The sequence below is a fragment of the Stieleria sp. JC731 genome (genome assembly GCF_020966635.1).
GTDB lineage: Bacteria > Planctomycetota > Planctomycetia > Pirellulales > Pirellulaceae > Stieleria.
In genome coordinates, this window is sequence record NZ_JAJKFQ010000011.1 from 1072502 (window position 1) to 1091250 (window position 18749).

12 protein-coding genes are annotated in these 18749 nt (G+C 55.7%); 6 read left to right on the forward strand and 6 right to left on the reverse strand.

The features are described 5' to 3' along the window. The first annotated feature begins 238 nt into the window (after positions 1–238). Positions 239–1606, forward strand: a complete 1368-nt coding sequence (locus tag LOC67_RS20870) for a PQQ-binding-like beta-propeller repeat protein (RefSeq protein WP_230264745.1) — start codon at positions 239–241, stop codon at positions 1604–1606. A gap of 147 nt (positions 1607–1753) precedes the next feature. Further along, positions 1754–3178, forward strand: coding sequence for a class II fumarate hydratase (locus tag LOC67_RS20875; RefSeq protein ID WP_230264746.1), 1425 nt, complete (start codon positions 1754–1756; stop codon positions 3176–3178). Positions 3179–3834: 656 nt separating this feature from the next. Here the strand turns inward: LOC67_RS20875 and LOC67_RS20880 are convergent. Continuing rightward, a complete protein-coding gene (locus tag LOC67_RS20880; RefSeq protein ID WP_230264747.1) occupies positions 3835–6357 on the reverse strand; it encodes a hypothetical protein in 2523 nt (840 codons plus the stop codon). A gap of 740 nt (positions 6358–7097) precedes the next feature. Here LOC67_RS20880 and LOC67_RS20885 point away from each other — a divergent pair. Further along, on the forward strand, positions 7098–7463 hold the full coding sequence (locus LOC67_RS20885; RefSeq protein WP_230264748.1) for a BON domain-containing protein: 366 nt from the start codon (positions 7098–7100) through the stop codon (positions 7461–7463). 49 nt (positions 7464–7512) lie between these two features. Here the strand turns inward: LOC67_RS20885 and LOC67_RS20890 are convergent, their stop codons facing one another. After that, positions 7513–8643, reverse strand: a complete 1131-nt coding sequence (locus tag LOC67_RS20890) for a S1C family serine protease (protein WP_230264749.1) — start codon at positions 8641–8643, stop codon at positions 7513–7515. A 112-nt stretch (positions 8644–8755) separates the two neighbouring features. Between LOC67_RS20890 and LOC67_RS20895 the strand changes: the two genes are divergently transcribed. After that, positions 8756–9817 carry an alcohol dehydrogenase catalytic domain-containing protein gene (locus tag LOC67_RS20895; RefSeq protein ID WP_230264750.1) on the forward strand — a complete coding sequence of 354 codons (1062 nt, stop codon included), beginning with the start codon at positions 8756–8758 and terminating at the stop codon, positions 9815–9817. Between the two features lie 50 nt (positions 9818–9867). On the opposite strand, the gene LOC67_RS20900 is transcribed toward LOC67_RS20895, so the two are convergent. The 3 genes from LOC67_RS20900 to LOC67_RS20910 all read right to left on the reverse strand — a co-directional run bounded on the left by LOC67_RS20900 (position 9868) and on the right by LOC67_RS20910 (position 11990). Next, a complete protein-coding gene (locus LOC67_RS20900) occupies positions 9868–10575 on the reverse strand; it encodes an N-formylglutamate amidohydrolase (RefSeq protein ID WP_230264751.1) in 708 nt (235 codons plus the stop codon). Positions 10576–10616: 41 nt separating this feature from the next. After that, entirely contained in the window at positions 10617–11438 is an 822-nt protein-coding gene (locus LOC67_RS20905) for a ParA family protein (RefSeq protein ID WP_230264752.1), read from the reverse strand. Positions 11439–11642: 204 nt separating this feature from the next. After that, positions 11643–11990, reverse strand: a complete 348-nt coding sequence (locus LOC67_RS20910; RefSeq protein WP_230264753.1) for a hypothetical protein — start codon at positions 11988–11990, stop codon at positions 11643–11645. Between the two features lie 976 nt (positions 11991–12966). Between LOC67_RS20910 and LOC67_RS20915 the strand changes: the two genes are divergently transcribed. Together LOC67_RS20915 and LOC67_RS20920 are read left to right on the forward strand one after the other, a co-directional pair. Next, entirely contained in the window at positions 12967–16578 is a 3612-nt protein-coding gene (locus LOC67_RS20915; RefSeq protein WP_230264754.1) for a S1 RNA-binding domain-containing protein, read from the forward strand. Then, positions 16575–17063 (forward strand): hypothetical protein, encoded by a 489-nt coding sequence (locus tag LOC67_RS20920; RefSeq protein WP_230264755.1) that lies wholly within the window; start codon positions 16575–16577, stop codon positions 17061–17063. The genes LOC67_RS20915 and LOC67_RS20920 overlap by 4 nt, the downstream gene beginning before the upstream one ends. Positions 17064–17255: 192 nt before the next feature. On the opposite strand, the gene LOC67_RS20925 is transcribed toward LOC67_RS20920, so the two are convergent. Further along, positions 17256–18356, reverse strand: a complete 1101-nt coding sequence (locus tag LOC67_RS20925; protein WP_230264756.1) for an NAD(P)/FAD-dependent oxidoreductase — start codon at positions 18354–18356, stop codon at positions 17256–17258. Positions 18357–18749: the final 393 nt, after the last annotated feature.

Here is an 18749-nt window from a genome sequence, read left to right on the forward strand (position 1 = left end):
GGTCTTCGTAGGATCGCTCAAGCTTAGTTTGTCGATTGCTCGCAAAGCTGGCTGCTGAGTTCTTCGTCGGTGTGACGCTGCAGCGCACCGATTGATCATTGCCTAGAATGACTCGGTCGAGTGAGCGGATTCGGAACCATTGCCTGGTTAGGCGGTTTAACTGGGTGTGTCCGTCGGCACGCTTTCTCTCAAATTGTTTTACCGCTAGTCACAAATTGCCACTCATGGGGTCCGCCAAATGAGATTGCTGCCCGCAATTGCTCTGCTTTTGATTCTTCCGTCGATCACATTTGCCGCCGACCTGACACAAGGCTGGCCCCAGTGGCGTGGTCCCGAGTTTTCAGGCGTGGCGGAGAATTCAAATCCTCCGACCACTTGGAGTGAATCAGAAAACATCCGTTGGAAGATTGAAGTTCCCGGCGCCGGCAGTTCGACCCCGATCATTTTGGGGGATCGGGTTTATGTCGCGACCGCGATTGAGACCGATCGGTCAAAGGAGGGAGCACCTGCGGAGGAGGCTCAGGCTGACACGTCAAATGATCAGGGTGAACAAGAACGCGGCAGGCGTCGTGGTGGACGACGTGGTTTCGGCGGTGGGCCGTCACCGACGAAATACTATCAGTTCGCTGTTGTTGCCTATGATCGCGCGAATGGAACTGAAGTTTGGCGATCGGTTTTAACTGAGCAGGTGCCTCACGAAGCGGGCCACAACACGAATACGTTTGCCTCTTCGTCTCCCTTGACCGACGGCGATCGCCTTTATGTTTCCTTCGGTTCACGCGGGGTCTTCGCTATCGACTTCGAAGGGAAAAAGCTTTGGGAGAAGAATCTTGGCACGATGCAAACCCGTGCACAGTTTGGCGAAGGAAGTTCACCTGCGCTTGCCAACGGCACATTGGTCGTTCCCTTTGATCACGAAGGTGAATCGTTCATCGTGGCGCTCAATGCCAAGACTGGGGACGAACAGTGGCGTCAAAAGCGTGATGAGCCAACGACCTGGGCGACCCCATTGATCACCGAGTACAACGGTGCCTATCAAGTGATCACGAACGGTACCAACAAGGTCCGAAGCTATGATCTGGCTTCGGGCGAAATTGTTTGGGAGTGCGGTGGCCAGGCCCAAAACCCGATTCCGTCACCGGTCCGCTACAAGGACGACGTGATCGTGATGACGGGCTATCGAGGCTACGCGATCTACTCGATACCGCTATCGTCCAAAGGCGACGTTACGGATTCGGATAACATCACTTGGATTGGGGAAGACGCGGCACCCTATGTGCCTTCGCCGTTGCTTTATAAGGGCCAGTTGTACTTTGTGAAAAGCAACAACGGGATTATCGTCTCCCGGGACGCGGCAACTGGCGACGTAATCATCGATGAGACACGTCTGGACGGTATCCGCAGCATTTATGCCAGTCCGGTTGCGGCAAATGATCACATCTATATTACGGGACGCGATGGCGAGACGGTCGTGATTCGGCACGGCAAATCGCTGGAAGTCGTCGCTTCGAATAAGCTTGCCGCCGAAATCGATGCGTCCGCCGCGATTGTGGGAGATGAGATTTACCTGCGTGGGAAGCACCACCTTTACTGCATCGCCAAGTAGTCGATTAAAATCGCGTTAAAACACCAAGTACCGCGGCGGCAATTCATTTTGTCGTCGCGGTACTTTGTTTTGTGCGGCTATCCCAATTCCGGCGCCATCGATAAACTTGGAAGCCGATTGAGACACCTTTCTGCTTGGATAATGATCATGACGGACTATCGAACTGAACACGACTCGATGGGGAACGTGCAGGTTCCCTCCACGGCTTACTACGGTGCCCAAACGCAGCGAGCGGTTGAAAACTTCCCGATCAGCGGCTGGCGCCTACCCGATGCGATGATCCGAGCGATGGGGATGGTCAAGCACGCCTGTGGTGTTGCCAATCGTGATCTAGGTAAGTTGACCGGCAGCGGGAAAAATCCTCTGACCGACGCTCAGGTTGACGCGATGTTGGCTGCTGCCGAAGAAGTCGTTGAAGGCAAGCTTTCCGATCACTTCCCGATCGACGTCTTCCAGACGGGCAGTGGCACTAGCAGCAACATGAACGTCAACGAGGTGATCAGCAACCGTGCGATCGAGATCGACGGTGGCGACTGGACGAAAACCGAAAAGTCCATTCACCCCAACGACCACGTGAACATGGGACAGAGTACCAATGATACTTTCCCAACCGCGATTCACGTCGCGACCGCCGTTCAGATCGAAACCGCACTGATCCCGTCGCTAAAAAAACTGCACGCGGTCTTGGAAGCCAAGGCAGCTGCATGGGACAAGGTTATGAAGATCGGTCGAACTCACTTAATGGACGCGACGCCGCTGCGTCTCGGTCAAGAGTTCGGCGGGTTCGCACGACAGGTCGAGTTGTCGATTAAGCGTGCCGAAATCGCACGCGATGCGGTGCTGGAATTGCCTGTCGGCGGCACGGCGGTGGGTAGCGGAATCAACACCCATCCAGAGTTTGGCGCCCGCGTCGCAAAGGCTCTTCAAGAACGCACCGGGATCTCATTCATCGAAGCGGTGAACCATTTCGAAGCCAACGCACAACGGGACGCATTGGTGCAGTCTCATGGCGAACTGAAGTGCATCGCTCAGACGATGTTCAACCTGTCCAACAATATTCGTTGGCTTGGCAGTGGACCACGTTGCGGGTTTTATGAAGTCAAGTTGCCATCGCGTCAGCCCGGCAGTTCCATCATGCCGGGGAAAGTCAATCCGGTGATGTGCGAATCGATGATGCAGTTGACCGCACGCGTGATCGGCAATGATTCCGTGATCACGGTCAGTGGTGCCGCCGGAGGAAACTTTCAGCTAAACATCATGATGCCCGTGATGGCGCACACGGTGTTGGAGTCGATTTTGTTGTTGGCGCAAGGTGTCGACGCATTCATCGAATTCTGTGTCGAAGAGATGGAAGCGAATGAGGAATCGTGCAATGCCGCTGTGGAACAGAGCTTGTCGATGTGCACCAGCTTGAATCCGTTGATCGGGTACGAGATGGCAGCGAAGTTGGCCAAAGAGGCGTTTGCGAGCGGTCAAACCATTCGCGAGCTGTGCTTGGAAAAGAACATCTTGCCAGAAGCGGAACTGACCGAAGCGTTGGACCCTTGGAAGATGACCGAGCCACAAGAATAGTCGCAGAGTTTTTGCTCTTGAGCCGCATCGCGTTTGCGACGGTTGCTTGAGTTCATTCTGTAGCGCAGGCGGAGCCTGGAAGACATGGCATGCGAGGCAGGAGCCTCGCACGAGGCTGTCATCGATGGTCAGCCACAATCAATCGTCGCAAGGATCTGGCATAGCGATGTGCTGGACGCAGCCTAGGGCTGGCGAGAAGGACTTAACCGTGGCTAGCGCCAAAACGGCTCAGTTTTGTTGGTCACGTAACCGTGGCTAGCGCCATTGCGGCTCAGTTTTTTGGGTAACCGATCGCGGGTGGTTTTCCTGCTCCTGAGCCGCATCGCGCTAGCGACGGTTGCTTGAGTTCATTCTGTAGCGCAGGCGGAGCCTGCAAGACATGGTATGCGAGGCGGGAGCCTCGCACGAGGCTGTCATTGATGGTCAGCCACGATCACTCGTCGCAAGGGTCTGGCATTGCGATGTGCTAGGTGCAGCCTCGGGCTGGAGAGAAGCACTTAACCGTGGCTAGCGCCATTACGGCTCAGTTTTATGGGCAAGCGATCGCGGCTGGTTTTCTTACTCCTGAGCCGCATCGCGTTAGCGACGGTTGCTTGAGGGTGCATCCAGTTCGCAAATGACTTGCCTATTGCAAGTCGACTGCCGCTCGCGATCCCCTACCGAAGTTCATGTCCGGATTGTAACAACGCAATACGCTGTGCTTCACGAGATCGGTCATACAGCATTCGTTGCTGCTCCTCTGCAAACGCTTTGGAGACTTCCGTCTGTTCGATTGTCAACAACAGTGAATAGGCGCTAGATGCTTGGTAAAAGCATCGCGATGCTAAGTCTGCCGATTCAGCCCGTTCGGCCAGAGATCTCCACGATTCTCCCAGCCACGTCAAATCGTGTTGCGTTAATTCGCGATGACGTGGTCGAAGCGATTCGATCGCATTGGCGAAGCGTTGGAGTGATGCTCGATCAAGCCGCTGAGGTTTGCGAAGCTCGATCGCAATTTGCTGAACCGGTCGAAGGAATTCCGATAGCTGGTCTTGGGGATCGATCGATTCAGGTTCGACCGCTCGGTTGCTGCTCGCCGCGACGTCGATTGCTTGATCGCTTTCCGCCGACGCGAGGTTCACATTCGGTGTGTTCGCTGCCTCCATGGCGATTGCCGGTGGCGTTACCAATGGCTGAAGCTGGTCTGCTGAAGCGATTTCTGGTTGCTCGACCAATGTCGGAAGTGGAGCGGTCGAGCCTTGGCTGCGGAATGCATTTTGTAAGGTTTGCCAAGACAACGTGGTGGGATTTTGCTGGGCCACAAACCAATACAACAACGTTGCGATCGGGATGACGGCCAGCGTCGATGCGGCGTATCGCATCAGCAACGAAGTTGTCGACATGCGATCGATCGAGCGACTGCGTTGGCGTTCGATCTCGGCTGGTTCAACCTTGGGACTGATCAATGGATCCGTCGCGTTTTTGCGAGCCGCCATCTCAGGCGATGTGGAGTCCTCTGCTGCCGTCGCGCGGTGACCGGTGCGATCAGCAACCAAGGGTGGAAAGGGGACGAGATCGAATGCAAGAGCGTCATCGATCGCATCGACATTGTCTTTGATTTGAAATACGAAGCCGCATTCGCATTCGGCGGATTCGCCGATCGCATCACGCGGCATCGGGTAGGTTGCTTTGCATCCTGGGCAAGCAAGCTCAAAATGATCGTCGGCCAGTTTCGCTGTCGCAGCAAGTTGTTCTTCGGCTACCGAATGTTCCGTGGCGGCTGGTTCCGTTTGCGGCGGCTGCGAATCGGTAGCCGTGACTTGAGGCAAGTCAACAAGTGAGATTTGATAAACCGTTGGAACGGCAGTGATGGGAAGTTCGATCGATTGAGCAGTCGTTGATGTGACATCGGCGGTAGCGTCATTAACCTCACTGACGACGCTCTCTGCATTAAATTCGATCTGGAACAGCTCTGGAGACCGAACGACGGGGAGCACCAAGTTGTCGACTGCCAAGTCGTTGTCTTCGAAATCCTCGGTCGGTTCGTCAACAGTCTCGACCACTTCGATCGAATACAGTTCCGGTGCGGCGATAATCGGAAGCTGTTGCGTATAGGCTGGAATTGGGCGTGGGACTGGCGTTTCAATTTGAAACAGCTCTGGAGCCGCGACGATAGGAAGCGGTTTTATTGACCTTTGTTCGGTTGATCTCTGTTCGGTCGGTTCCTCAGGCGAAAGCTCTATCTCATGGAGCGTTGGTGCGGCAACGATGGGGAGCCGAACAACTGTTTCGTCTATTTGTCGGGGCAGCTCGTTCCATTGGATTTGATAAAGCTCGGGTGCCGCGACAATCGGAAGATCCAAGCATTTCGTTCTCGCATCACCGCGAGTCGGATGTTCAATGGAGAACAGCTCTGGCGAAGCGACGATCGGAAGACGAGCGGTATCGGCACGAAGCTCTAACGCGAGCGAGGCTGCCGTATCGGGCGGCTGGATTTGAAATAGCGGTCCGAATGTGGTGATCGGTAAACGAACCGAAGCTGCAGTGCGGGATGCTTGCGTTGATGTTTGTGATCGGCTGGGAAGTTCGAGTTGAATCAGTTCCAGCTTTGGAGCGATCGGAAGCGAAGCGTCAATGCGAAGGCAAGTGCTGCTCGATGGAGCTACGTCTTCGAGTGCATTGCATGAGTTACTTGTTTCGGCAACTGGATCTTTAGCAATCCTTTGGCTGACGCTCGCCGTCGTGATGGTAAAGAGCGTTGGCGAAGCAACGATCGGCAGCACTGGTTTTGGCGGCTGTTGACAAGCGAGCTCGGTCGAGTCGGTCTCGATAGGCTCGGGCGTCATGTCCTCGTCAGCGGCAGCGACCTCGGCAGAAGCCATGTCGTCGATATTTGATTCCGTGACCGTTTCGCGAATGGTCGCCGATGATTTTTCCGCCTCAGCAGCCAAAACTGGTTCGGGCGATCGGGCATCGTTGTCCACATCGGTGATCGCTGACGAACCAACATGGGCTGGTGTTGCTACCGGAGCCGAAGGCTGCCAGTCAACCAGACGCATGGTCGGGATAGTGATCAGCCCACCGCAGCGGCACGGCAGCTGTGCACCTGCGCCAGCGGAATTGACGACGTATTCGGTTCCGCAATCGGAACACAATGCTTCGATCTCACCGCCTTTCCATTCCGCAGCGATCAGCTTCATCCCGCAATCGCAGTGGATCGGCGAAGCTTGTGGCGACCCATTCTGCGCAGCATCGACCGACGCTTGATCAAGCTCAAGCGTCTTCCTGCATTCAGGACACTGGCCGGAGTGACTGCTCAAACCACGTTAGGGGTGTATTTGGCGCGCGGAAGTCAAGCGAACAGTCGGTCTTACGGAACTTGCCGCCGGCAAATTCCATCGCAACTGCTCGCATGGGTTTAAGGACCGCCGAGTCTAGCAATCTAGCGATGTTCACCCCAAGACAGTTTTCGCGTTCAGACGACATTCCGACCCTAGATTTCTCCGATAAAAAGCTGGTTTCACATCGGCGGTTTCACACAAGAGATCGTCCGAAATTGGGGCATTTCGATTTGCGTTCAAAATGCGAACAGAAGAACACTCTGCAAGTCGGTTTGCGTGATCAGTCAGCACGGGAGTTTCTGATAGCAAAGCGGCGATTCACTGACCACTTCGGTCAATAAATGTGCGACGGTGTCTCAGGTTGGTCCATTTTGAAATGCATGCAAAGCGAAGCATTTTCGCTGTGCGGTTTACTTTTCCAATGTCCGGCGAAATGTTTTAGGAAAAGCCTATCAGTTTGATAAGTTTGGAGGCTCGGGGCATGATTTTCGCATTCCATCCTTGTTCGATTCAAAGTGCTTTTTCAACGTTGATGCGTGCCACACCAAACGTTGGGTCGATTTGCTTCGTGGAGGTGTGTGCAAACAGGAGGTTTGGTAATGATCAGTTCAGGAGTTGACGTCGTTCGTCGCAAGCAGGTCGTGAGGCATGGCGGCGGTACATCCGGGGGTGTTACTTCGTCCGAAGAGCTACGGCGGCAGGGGACGCGAAGCAGTCACATCGTGGTGCCATCTTCGACAGATGATGTAGAGTCCGACGGTTCTGGCGAGAAGATTCGCTTATTCGAAGCGGCGGTTCATGAGGTCGGGCCAGCAGAGCTTCGTCGAGTTCGGGTTTCGATACACGACGGTTGTGTTCAGCTAGATGGGGTTGTTGCAAGCTATTATCAAAAGCAACTGGCGCAAGAAGCCGTCCGCCCACTAGCGATCGGCATGCAGATTTCGAATCGTTTGCAAGTCAAATAGCGGCTGGCAGCGTTTGGGCTACGCTAGGGCAGACTTCGGTTTTTACGTATCAACGCAGCGGTACGTCGGCGGTTGCCGTTTGTCCTTCTCGCCAATATTCGATTGTCACGCTTGCGCCCCGCGTGAAGCGATCAAGCGTCTTCAGCATTTCGTCCATGTTGCTAATATCGGAGCCGTTGATCGACGTGATGACGTCGCCGAGTTGAACCAGTTCTTGACGACCGACGATGGTACCACGCAAGCCTGCTTGGTCGGCCCCACCGCCTTCGATGATGTCCATGATCAGGACGCCGCTGACATCGAGCCGTCGCGTAATCGCGTCGCTAAATTCTTGATTGACTCTGATGCCTAGTTGTGGCGGTTCATATCGACCGGAGGCAATGATCTGTGGGACGACTCGGTTGACCGTGTCGATCGGGATGGCAAAGCCAACACCCGCGGACGCACCCGATGGGCTATAGATCGCGGTGTTGACACCGATCAATCGTCCGGCGCTGTCCATCAGAGGTCCGCCTGAATTGCCGGGATTGATCGCCGCATCAATTTGGATCACCTCATCAATCGAGCGTCCCGTCGGGCTTTGGATCGTGCGGCTTTTGGCTGAGACGATTCCTGTTGTCAGGGTTTGGCTGAGCCCAAACGGATTGCCGATCGCAAACACTGACTGCCCAACAAGTAGTTCGCCACTTTCGCCGATCAGCACTGGCTTTAGTTTTTCTTGTGGTGCATTGATTCGTAGCACCGCTAGATCATGGTCAGGTGATCCTCCGACCAGCGAGGCTTCGTAGGACGAGTGGTCCCACATCACAACGCGGGCCGATGATGCATCCTGGAGGACGTGAAAGTTGGTCACAATGTGCCCCAATTCGTCCCACATGAATCCGCTGCCCGAGCCGGCATCGACTTCGACCGCGCGTCGATAGAAAGGATCTGCGACACGTGATCGTGTTGTCAGGTAGACAACCGAGGGGCTGACGCGACTGAACAAGTCCGTTGTGGTCTTCTCCCAAGAGGCAAGTTCGCCACGCGGCGTTACCGGGCGAGGGTCACCCGCGGCTGCGTTCCAGCGGAACATCGAAACAAGTCTGGGGACGGCGATGAGGCCGACCACCAAAAGAAGCAGTAGCCACGTTAGTTTCAATTGACGCTGCAAACCGTCAGCTTCGTCGTACCGATTCACTTTAGATCTATTCCCGGGTGACAGCCCAAAACGGCCATGTTAAACATGCCCCATCGTATCACAGTGAACACCGTTTTCGGCATCGGTACCCCCACCTAGAAGTTTTGTCCCCATGCGTGCGATCTGCTTTCGTGAAGTCCAGTCCGTTGTCGTCGACGAAGTCGCAGACGCAAAAATTGAAAACGATCGCGATGTTGTCGTTCAAGTCGAGCTAGCGGGGCTTTGCGGAAGCGACTTGCATCCATATTTCGGACGCGAAGTTGGGTTGGACGTCGGCACAGTGATGGGTCACGAATTTGTCGGGAAAGTGATCGACAAAGGTGACCGTGTCACATCGGTTGACATCGGAGACCGTATTTGTGCGCCATTCACGAGCAGCTGTGGCGAATGTTACTACTGCAAGCACGGGTTGTCGGCACGCTGCTCTGAAGGGCAATTGTTCGGTTGGCGACAAGACGGCGCTGGGCTGCATGGCGGTCAAGCGGAATTGGTGCGTGTACCGTTAGCCGACGGGACGGTAGTCAAGGTTCCCGATTGGGTTTCGGCCAGCGATGCGTTGTTACTGGGGGACAATCTGAGCACGGCATTCTACGGCGCTTCGTTGTCGATCGACGAACAGCAAGGTGCTGATTGTGTTGTCGTCATTGGCTGTGGAACCGTGGGGTTACTTTCGATCGGATTCGCGTTTCAGCGCCAAGCAAGGAAGGTCGTCGCGATTGACTTGAACGCAAGCCGCGCCCGGCAGGCGGCCCAGCGAGGTGCCGATTCATTTACGGACGCAGACGAGGCAGCATCATTTGTGCGTGCACATACAAATGGCCGTGGCGCGGATGCCGTTTTGGAATTCGTCGGGTTGCCTCAGGCACAGCGTTTGGCATACGACTTGATTCGTCCGGGTGGAAAAATGTCGGTCATCGGCTGCCACACCGCACCTCATTTTGCCTTTTCACCGGCAGAGGCTTATGACAAAAATTTGGTGCTCGGAACCGGGCGATGTCCGGCAAGAAGCTTGATGGACGCGGTTGCGGACCAGATGAAGCATCAGCCGCTGGATCTATCTTGGTGTTTGACGCATCGATTCTCAATCGATCAAGGCGTCGAAGCCTACGACGTGTTCGCCAATCGAAAAGATGGGTGCGTCAAGGCGGCGATCGAATTTGACTTGATCGATTGACTGTCGGAGGCCACTGCTGTGGATTGAAGGTGGCCTTAGCTGCCGTGATTTTACGCGGCTTCGCAGACGGGTAGGCCAATTGTCATTCGCAGGCCTTCGGACAGTTCGTAAACCGCTTCGTCGCGAATGGATGATTGCCGATTGGCCCACCAGCGATTGACCCAGATTTCAATGCCTAGGTAATGCTCCGGCGAGAACTGTTCTCGCATTGATCCGAGCAGACCGTTGCGTGTTCCGCGAGCGGGATAGTTTCGTCGGACTCTTAAATTGCCAAAGTTGAAATAGACTTCGTCAATCCAGTCCATGCATAGGTCGGATTCGTATGACCGTGAGGGATCGTAAAGGAGTCCGACGTCGGTTCGGATGCGGCGTCCTTTCTTGATCGGTGCAAAGCTGCGTACCGATAGGTGCACAACGAAAGTGAACTGCTGCAGGATGCGTTCGATCGCATGCTGAACCGTTTGGTGGTAGTTTTGGTAAACGCTTTCCAAAAGGCGGTTGCGATCTTCGGTGTTCAGCGATTTTGCGAATCGACCGAATAGTTTTCGGTTGTCCAAAGGCCGCGAGACATCGATGCATCCGGCGTGGTAGGGATGCGACAGGCACGGGGCTTGAAGGATCGAGCTGATCTCGGTCGCAAGTTTAAGCCCGCAAAGGTCGGCGTCACGAAACGAAACAGCGGAACGATCTTTCGCGGGATCGTTCAGGATCGGCGGCATTCGGTAGCCGCCGGTTTCGCAGGTGACGAGGATCGACACTTGAAGATTTGCTTTTAGGGCGTTGCTTTGGAGGCCGGTTTTTAGGCGGCTAGCCGCTCTGCAGAAACCGAAGCGGCTTCTTGAGCGATGACTTCGTCCGCGAGGGCTCGGTAGTCAACAGCGCCGTTGCTGTCCGCAGAATACTCAAAGATCGATTGACCAAAGCTGGGGGCTTCGGCGAGACGAATATTGCGGCGGATTCGAGTGTCGAAGAACTTTGCACCACGGAAAAAGTCGCGACCGCCACCGGTGGCGCGGAAGAACTCGTCGATATCCGTGCTGACTTCGGCAGCCAAGCGAGTGTTGCTGTCGTACATGCACAGCATCACGCCCGAAAGGCGTAGTGCACTGTTGAGTCGACGTGAGACGACTTCGACGGTGCGAAGCAGTTTGCTCAGTCCGTGCAGAGCGAGGAAGTGAGGCTGTAGCGGCAGGAAGACTTCGTTGACCGCGACCAGTGCGTTGATTGTCAAAACGCCAAGGCTGGGCGGGCAATCGAGAATCAGGTAGTCGTATTCTTCGTTGTCGTCGGCAAGCCGGTCACGCAAGATCATTTCGCGTCCAACTTCGCATGCCAGTTCCAGTTCTGCGGCAGCGAGATCTAGATTGCTTGGAATCACCGAAAGGGTGTCGGAGACTTTGCAGCGTGCTTGTGCGATCGAGGCTTCGCCGCAGAGGATCTCGTACATGCTGGGCTGGTCGCCAACGGCTGTGATGCCGAAATGAAGCGATGCGTGAGCTTGTGGATCAAGATCCATGACGCAGACGCGTCGGCCGGACTGGGCGAGAGCAGCGGCGAGGTTGACCGAGCTGGTCGTTTTGCCCACACCACCTTTTTGATTGATTACTGCAATAGAACGCATCGTACAGTCCTTTGATTCCTGCTTCTGCCCTTTGAAATGCTGACTCATTCGACTGACATGACGCGTCAAATCGGCGATGCAGCTTCGTCCTTGATTCGATCCTTCGCCATTGCGATCGATCGGGACTTACAAAATGGCGGCGTGTTCAGTCAGCTAGGCTAGATAGTCAAGCTGGTGAAAACGGGAGCGTTCATCATCGGTGAATTACGCAGCGTCACGCCGATTTCGCAAGTTCTGGTAGGCCAATAGGACTTCGTGCAGGTCGGCGTCAATAACAACATTGTCGTCTTGAAAATCTTCCAACCAAGCACTGTTTCGTTCCTGGGCTTCGACCAGCAGTGGCACGAATACTTTTAGCGGAACGGAGCGAGTCTTTGCAGCAGCAATTCCGGAAATCCGGTCGAGTTCTCGCTCGGTCCTTGGGGAGTGCTGAGAACGCGTACCCGAATCAAGCGATTCGGCGTTTTCGGACGCCTCTAGGCTTGAGTCTGCTTTCGGCTCAGGGTTCCAGATCCGCAGACCTTTGGGCAGTTGCCGGTCAAATCTGTTCATTAATATTCTGATCGCTTTAGATCAACATCCATGTTGCCGCGGGCGTTCCGGCGACCGCGGTTGTGAAGGTATCGACTTTGCGGCTTAGGAAAGTAAAGCCGAATTGGGCGTTTTTACTGTGCGATTCTGTTTCACAGCGATGGCCTGAATTTGCTGGGTGGTTGGAGCATCAGCCGCAGAGCGCCAGCTCGCGGTCAGTATCCGATGTGTGTCACGCAACCGCGGCTAGCGCCATCGCGGCTCAGGCACGGATGGCTTTTAGGGCCGCAATTGTCGGGGGCAAATAAGCACGCAGGCGGCGCTTCAAGCCCTCGTTGCATCAGCCGCAGAGCGCCAGCTCGCGGTTAGCGTCCGGTGTGTGTCTCGCAACCGCGGCTAGCGCCATCGCGGCTCAGGCACGGATGGCTTTTAGGGCCGCAATTGTCGGGGGCAAATAAGCACGCAGGCGGCGCTTCAAGCCCTCGTTGCATCAGCCGCAGAGCGCCAGCTCGCGGTTAACATCCGGTGTGCGTCCCACAACCGCGGCTAGCGCCATCGCGGCTCAGGCACGGATGGTTTTTAGGGCCGCAATTGTCGCGGGCAAATAAGCACGCAGGCGGCGTTTCAATCCCTCTGTACATCAGCCGCAGAGCGCCAGCTCGCGGTTAGTATCCGGTGTGTGTCACGCAACCGCGGCTAGCGCCACCGCGGCTCAGGCACGGATGGTTTCTGGACCGCGATTGTCGGGGGCAAATGATTCACATTGGCGGCCCCTCAGTTGACAGCTAGGCCCCGCGGCGCTATTCTCGCGCTGCTAGCGTATTGAGCAGATCGCTCCGAAAGAAATCGGCGCGGACGCGATACGCTAGAATCTTACCGCTGCGGCATAGCAGTCTGGCTTTCGTACGGGCCGACGTGCGGTCGCGGCACTCAAACGAATCCAGGATCGCCATCAGTATTGATTTGGCGTCCGGCCCCATAACGAGACCGACTGATTATGGCTGTCGATCTAGAAGCGATCGCCCGACGTGGGCGTTGCGATGTATCGAGTCTTAAACTTGCTTTGCCACTTCTCGAGCAAGGTTATGAGGCTCCCTTCTTGGCTCGCTACCGACGTGACGAACTCGGTGGAATCGATGAGTCAACACTTTGGGCTCTAAAAGCTGCCGTCCAGCAAGACGAAGCGATCGCGGCTTTTCGAGATGAGCTCTTTGCGACTTGGGAAGCTTCGCCGCTAAAAGACCCTGCGATCGGTGATGCGATCCAGAAAAGTGGTTCCAATCGAACACTGGGGCGTCTCTCCAAACGGCTCCGGCAAGAAACCGCTTCGGGCGTCGATACGGACACCAATCGCTTGGCCGTCCGTTTGCTGAATCCTCAAAAAGGTGACAGCGAAGATGCCAAGGCCGTTGCCGAAGCGATGGAGTCGATCAGCGATGTCGACGCTGCCGTCGCAGGACTCGAAGCCTCATTCCCAAGTCGACTTGCCGGTGATCCTCGTGTGATCAGTGCCGCGGTCCGTTGGCTGAGCCGAAACGCCAAAATTCATATCTCTGATGTGCACGACCCGCACATCGGCGGCGAGCACGATGATGATCATCATGACCACTCCGATGATGATTCGGATGATGATCAGCCACAGTCGAAAAAAGACGATAGCGAGACGGCAGCACAATCGAGCGAAGCTGCTGATGTAAATCCGCAACCGGCTTCCGACGAAGCTCAAGCGGCGGACCAATCCGCCGATGCCGCATCCAGCGAAAACGATGCGGCGTCGACCGAGCCTTCGGCCGAAGCCACCACCGCATCGACTGAATCGTCGATGCCGGCTGCGTCTGGTGAAGGTGCTTCGGACTCCGAGGCAAGCTTGAAACCGGAAGCGGAATCACCCGCAACGGCCGAAGGTGAATCTGCAGAGAAGCCTGCTGCTGACACAGCGGACGACGGTTCGGATCTGCCAACCAGCTTCAAGTCTGAAGCGGAAGAGCATACGACGGTCAAAGAAGCGAAGAAGCCGCCAGCACCAAAGAAGAAAAAGAAAATCTCGCCACGTCAGCGACGTCGTCGTTGGTTGGTCAGCGTGCTCAAGCCACTTGAGGGCAAGCGTCTTCCGGCGAGTAAACTGAGCTCGTTCCAGATCGTGATGTTGGGTCGAGCCCTTCGTAGTCAAGTCGCAGTTTGCTCGTTTGAATACGATGCGGCGAAACTGGTTGCCGAAATCAAAAAATCGGTCGTTGGGCTTAATCGAAAGCTCGAAGCAACGCTTTCAGACTTGGTCATGCAACACGAAGCTGATATTCGTGAAGCGGCCGAAGCTGCGTGGTGGGATGAGCTGCACGAGCGTGCCTCGTCGCGTCTTGTTGGCGTTGTCACCGATCACTTGCGAAAGCATATCAACCGTGGCCCGCTTCAAGCCAAAGTCGTCATGTCGATCGACGCGGTCGGTCCGAAGACTGCAGCGACCGCGATCGTCAATTCGGACGGACGCGTGCTGCATGGTGAGGATTTGCCTTGCCAGTTGACCGGCAACGTTCGCAGCCAAGCGGTTGCCAAGATGGGCGAGTTGATTCATCAATACAACGTCGACTTGGTTATCGTCAGCAACGGCCCCGCGCGTCGAGCTTGCTTGATCGCCCTGGGTGACCTTATCGGGCAATCTCCCGACGGTTCGATCCAGTGGACGGTCGCCGATCGAACTGGGGCAGACACCTACGCCAGCAGCGATGTTGCGAATTCCGAGATGCGTTCGACGCCACGGCGATTCCGTGCTGCCGCATGGCTCGCATTTTCGGTGCTGCATCCTTCGCAAGCGTACGCAAAAGTCGATCCACTTCGATTGCGTTTGGCATCCTTCCAAAGTGAACTTGCAGACGACGCGCTGGAGATTTCGCTGGGCCACTTGATGGCCAGTGGAGCTTCACGGGGTGGTGTGGATGTCAATTCGGCTGCCATGCCTTGGTTGGAACAGTTGCCTGGGATGGACAAGTCCATCGCGGGGACACTGGTCAAGCGGCGAGAAAGCTCTTTGTTCGCTTCGCGAAACGAGCTGCTTGAAGTCGAAGGTTGGCAAACGGCGGTTAAGTCTCGTCAGGCCCTTCCCTTCCTGCGGGTCTTTGGAAGCGACGAGTCGCTGGATGGAACATTGATTCATCCGGACGATTACGCTTTGGCAAAGAAGCTTGCATCGGCATTGTCGATCGAATTGCCACCGGCTAGCCCACCGGGTTACGAAGCACCAACTTACGAGAAGCCAGCCGCGGAACCAAAACTGGTGGACGCGACGACTCCAGCGGAGCCAGCGCCGATCGAAGAGTTTGATAACGCTGGCGACAAGGCCAGCGAATTCAACCTGCCCGAAAATAGCGATGGCGAATCACCCGCCGAAGGGGCCAGCGAATTACAGGAACAAGCTGCTGAACCTGCAGCCGAGCAGCAATCGGAGCAGCCGGCCGAATCGAGCGAAGCGGCAGCCGCAGAAGAACCTGCTGCGGAAGCTTCCAGCGAAGCGGACCAACCAAACCAAACAGAGCAAGCCGGCGAAGACGCACCGGCCGCTGAAGCTGCGGCTTCAGAGGGTGACGCTTCGGCCGATGCGGCCGCTGAATCTTCCGAGCCTGTCCGTCGGCCTCGCCCAGAACAGGCAAAGATCGACAAGTGCATCAAGGAGTGGCAGATCGGTCGCTATCGAACAGCACAACTGGTCGATTGGCTTTGCGATCCATTTGGCGAATCGGCCAATACCGGGGATCCACCCGGTGTGCTCAATACCATGCCAACGTTAAAAACGCTAAAGCCTGGCGACCAAGTGATTGGTGTCGTGGTCGGCGTGATGAGTTTTGGCGTATTTGTTGAACTGGCACCCGATTGCAGCGGATTGATCCATGTCAGTCGCCTGAGCGATGGCTTTGTCGAAGATCTCAACGAGGCCATTCAAGTCGGCGATGTCGTTACCGCTTGGGTCACCGGGATCGATGAAAAACGTCGCCGCGTGGGACTCAGTGCGTTGTCGCCAGAGCGCGAAGCCGAGCTGGAGCAAGAGCGTCAGACTCGTGGTGCCGGACAGCGTCGCGGAGAAGCGGGCGGTCGTGGTGGTGCCGGCGGCGGTCGCGGAGGACGTGGTCAGGGCCAAGGCAATGCTGGTGGCGGTCAAGGTCGTGCGGGTGGTCAAGCTCGTTCCGGTGGACAGGCCCGATCTGGTGGTCAAGGACGCTCCGGCGGACAAGGCCGTTCAGGTGGAGGTCAAGGGAAGTCGGGTGGCGGACGCGACAACCAGCGTGGCGGACGCGGTCGATCCAACGATCGTGGCGGACGAAAGCAACATCGTTCGGAATCCTATCGCGTTGTTTCGAAGCCAGAAGTCAAGCCGATCACCGATGCGATGCAAAAAGGCGACGAGCCACTGCGTTCATTCGGCGATTTGATGCAGTTCTATTCGAAGCAAGAACCCGGCGACGAAGCACCTCCAGCAAAGAAAGAAAACAAGGCGAAACCGCCAAAAGCGGAAGAGCCAAAGCCAGCTGATGCTCCCGCTCCGGCGGAGCAAAAGCCTGCAGAATCTGATGCGGCACCGGCGCAAGATGGCGGTGAGGCAGCGGAGGGCCAGGCATGAGCGATGACTTTAAATCGCGTCTGCAATCGGCGATCGAGCGCGGTGAGAAACGTCGTGATCGATCGCAGTCGGAAGCGAAACGACAGGAGTTGACTGAGGAGGAGCTGAAGCGGCTTCACACATCCTTTCGTCTTTCGCTTTCAGAACGGATTGAAGGCAAGATTAAAGACATCATCGATGCGTTCCCCGGATTTCGTCAGGAAGCCCTCTTTGGCGAAGTCGGTTGGGGAACGGCATGCTACCGAGACGATTTGCTGATCCAAAGTGGTCGGCGAACCAGTCAATACAGTCGATTCGAAATGGTCATTCGGCCTTACAGCGATCTGCGTGTGCTGGATCTGAAAGGCAAAGCGACGATTCAGAATCGTGAATTCTTCAACCGGTCTCTATTTCGCAATATCGATGAAGTTGAGATCGAAGAGTTTGAAGAAGTGATCGACGCGTGGACTATCGAGTACGCCGAACAGTACGCTGCGAAAAACTAGCAGCCGTTGCGTCCTGCCGCTGCGACGCTTCGCGGCGGCGTGGCAATCGTGTGGGCCAGTTTTAAGTAGACGGTTCAAGTTGCCTGATTGCAGTATCGGCAACAAGAAACGCCAGCGACCACATTGGATGATCACTGGCGTCGATAAGCGAATTATGAATTCGGCGGAGCTGCGTTCGGCCTCTCGTTCAGATTACTCTTGCTCGGCAAGATAGCGTTCGGCATCGAGAGCAGCCATGCAGCCGGTTCCCGACGACGTAATCGCTTGGCGATAGTAATCGTCCGCCACGTCGCCAGCGGCAAAAACGCCTTCGACCGACGTGTTGGTTCGGAAAGGCTTTTTCCAGACGATGTATCCGCTGTCCTTCATTTCGACAGCACCGTCCAGGAACGCAGTGTTAGGCGTGTGACCGATCGCGACAAACAGGCCACCGACGTCCAGGTCTTTGATCGAACCGTCGGTCGTGCTTTTGATTTTCAGGCCGGTGACAACGTTACCGTCGCCAACGACTTCGTCCACACTGGTGTTCCAAAGGATTTCGATGTTCGGGTGCGACGTGGCTCGGTCCTGCATGACCTTGCTGGCACGCATTTCGTCACGGCGGATCAGCATGTAGATCGTTTTGGCGTCTTTCAAGTTGGCCAAATACACGGCTTCTTCGACTGCCGAGTCACCGCCCCCGACAACGGCCAATGGTTTTGCACGGAAGACTGGCAATGCCCCGTCGCAAACCGCACAGGCGCTGACGCCTTTGTTTTTGTAGGCTTCTTCGCTTTCGAGCCCGAGGTAGTTCGCACGAGCCCCGGTGGCGATGATCACCGTTTTGGCTTCGACGGTCTTGCCGCCGCTGGTGGTCAGCTTTTTTACATCGCCGGACAAGTCAACGCTAACGATGTCTTCGCCAACGACTCGGGTGCCGAAGTTCAACGCTTGCTGTTTCATCAGCTCCATCAACTCGATCCCTTGGACCGCGTAGTGTGGTGTGATGTCACTGAGGCTGAATCTGGATTTGCCTTTACCCTTGGAGTGCTCGGGTCCGGGGATCGCTGGCAGGTTGTAATGACGACCCGCATCAACGGCCGATTCGACAAACGCACGGATGTTCCCAGCTGGAAATCCCGGATAGTTTTCGACTTCGGTTGTGAACGCGAGTTGTCCAAGTGGGATCATTTCCGCTTTCACGGTGCCTTCGTAGACAACCGGATCCAGGTTTGCCCGGGCAGCATAAATTGCGGCTGACCAACCGGCGGGACCACTGCCAATGATGATGGTTTTTTCGATCGAGTCGCTCACCGTTTTACGGCTCCTTTTCTAATTGCAGATGCCCAGCAAATCTTTCACAGCCCAGACGGGCTCCGTACCAGCGGAGTCGGTGGGCTTCATGATGTTCGGATGATTCGGTACCGAACTGCCAAACAGGTTTCTTTAGGCGGAATTATAGGAGTCGACAAGTAGGCCGGGAACCATGAGCAAATCGTTCAATTCGACGAATTCGTCGCGGTTTACCAATCACATCGCCAAATCCGGCCTCAGCTGCAGTTTCAGGGCCCCAATCAACTAGCCCGCGTTTTTCGGCTAAACTGACGCCAGCGTTTTTGACCGACGGTTGTGTGTTCGTTCTAAGACCTGAACACCGACGGTTTGAGCGTTCTGCTCAAAAGTACAACCGGTCCAGTCACGAACTCT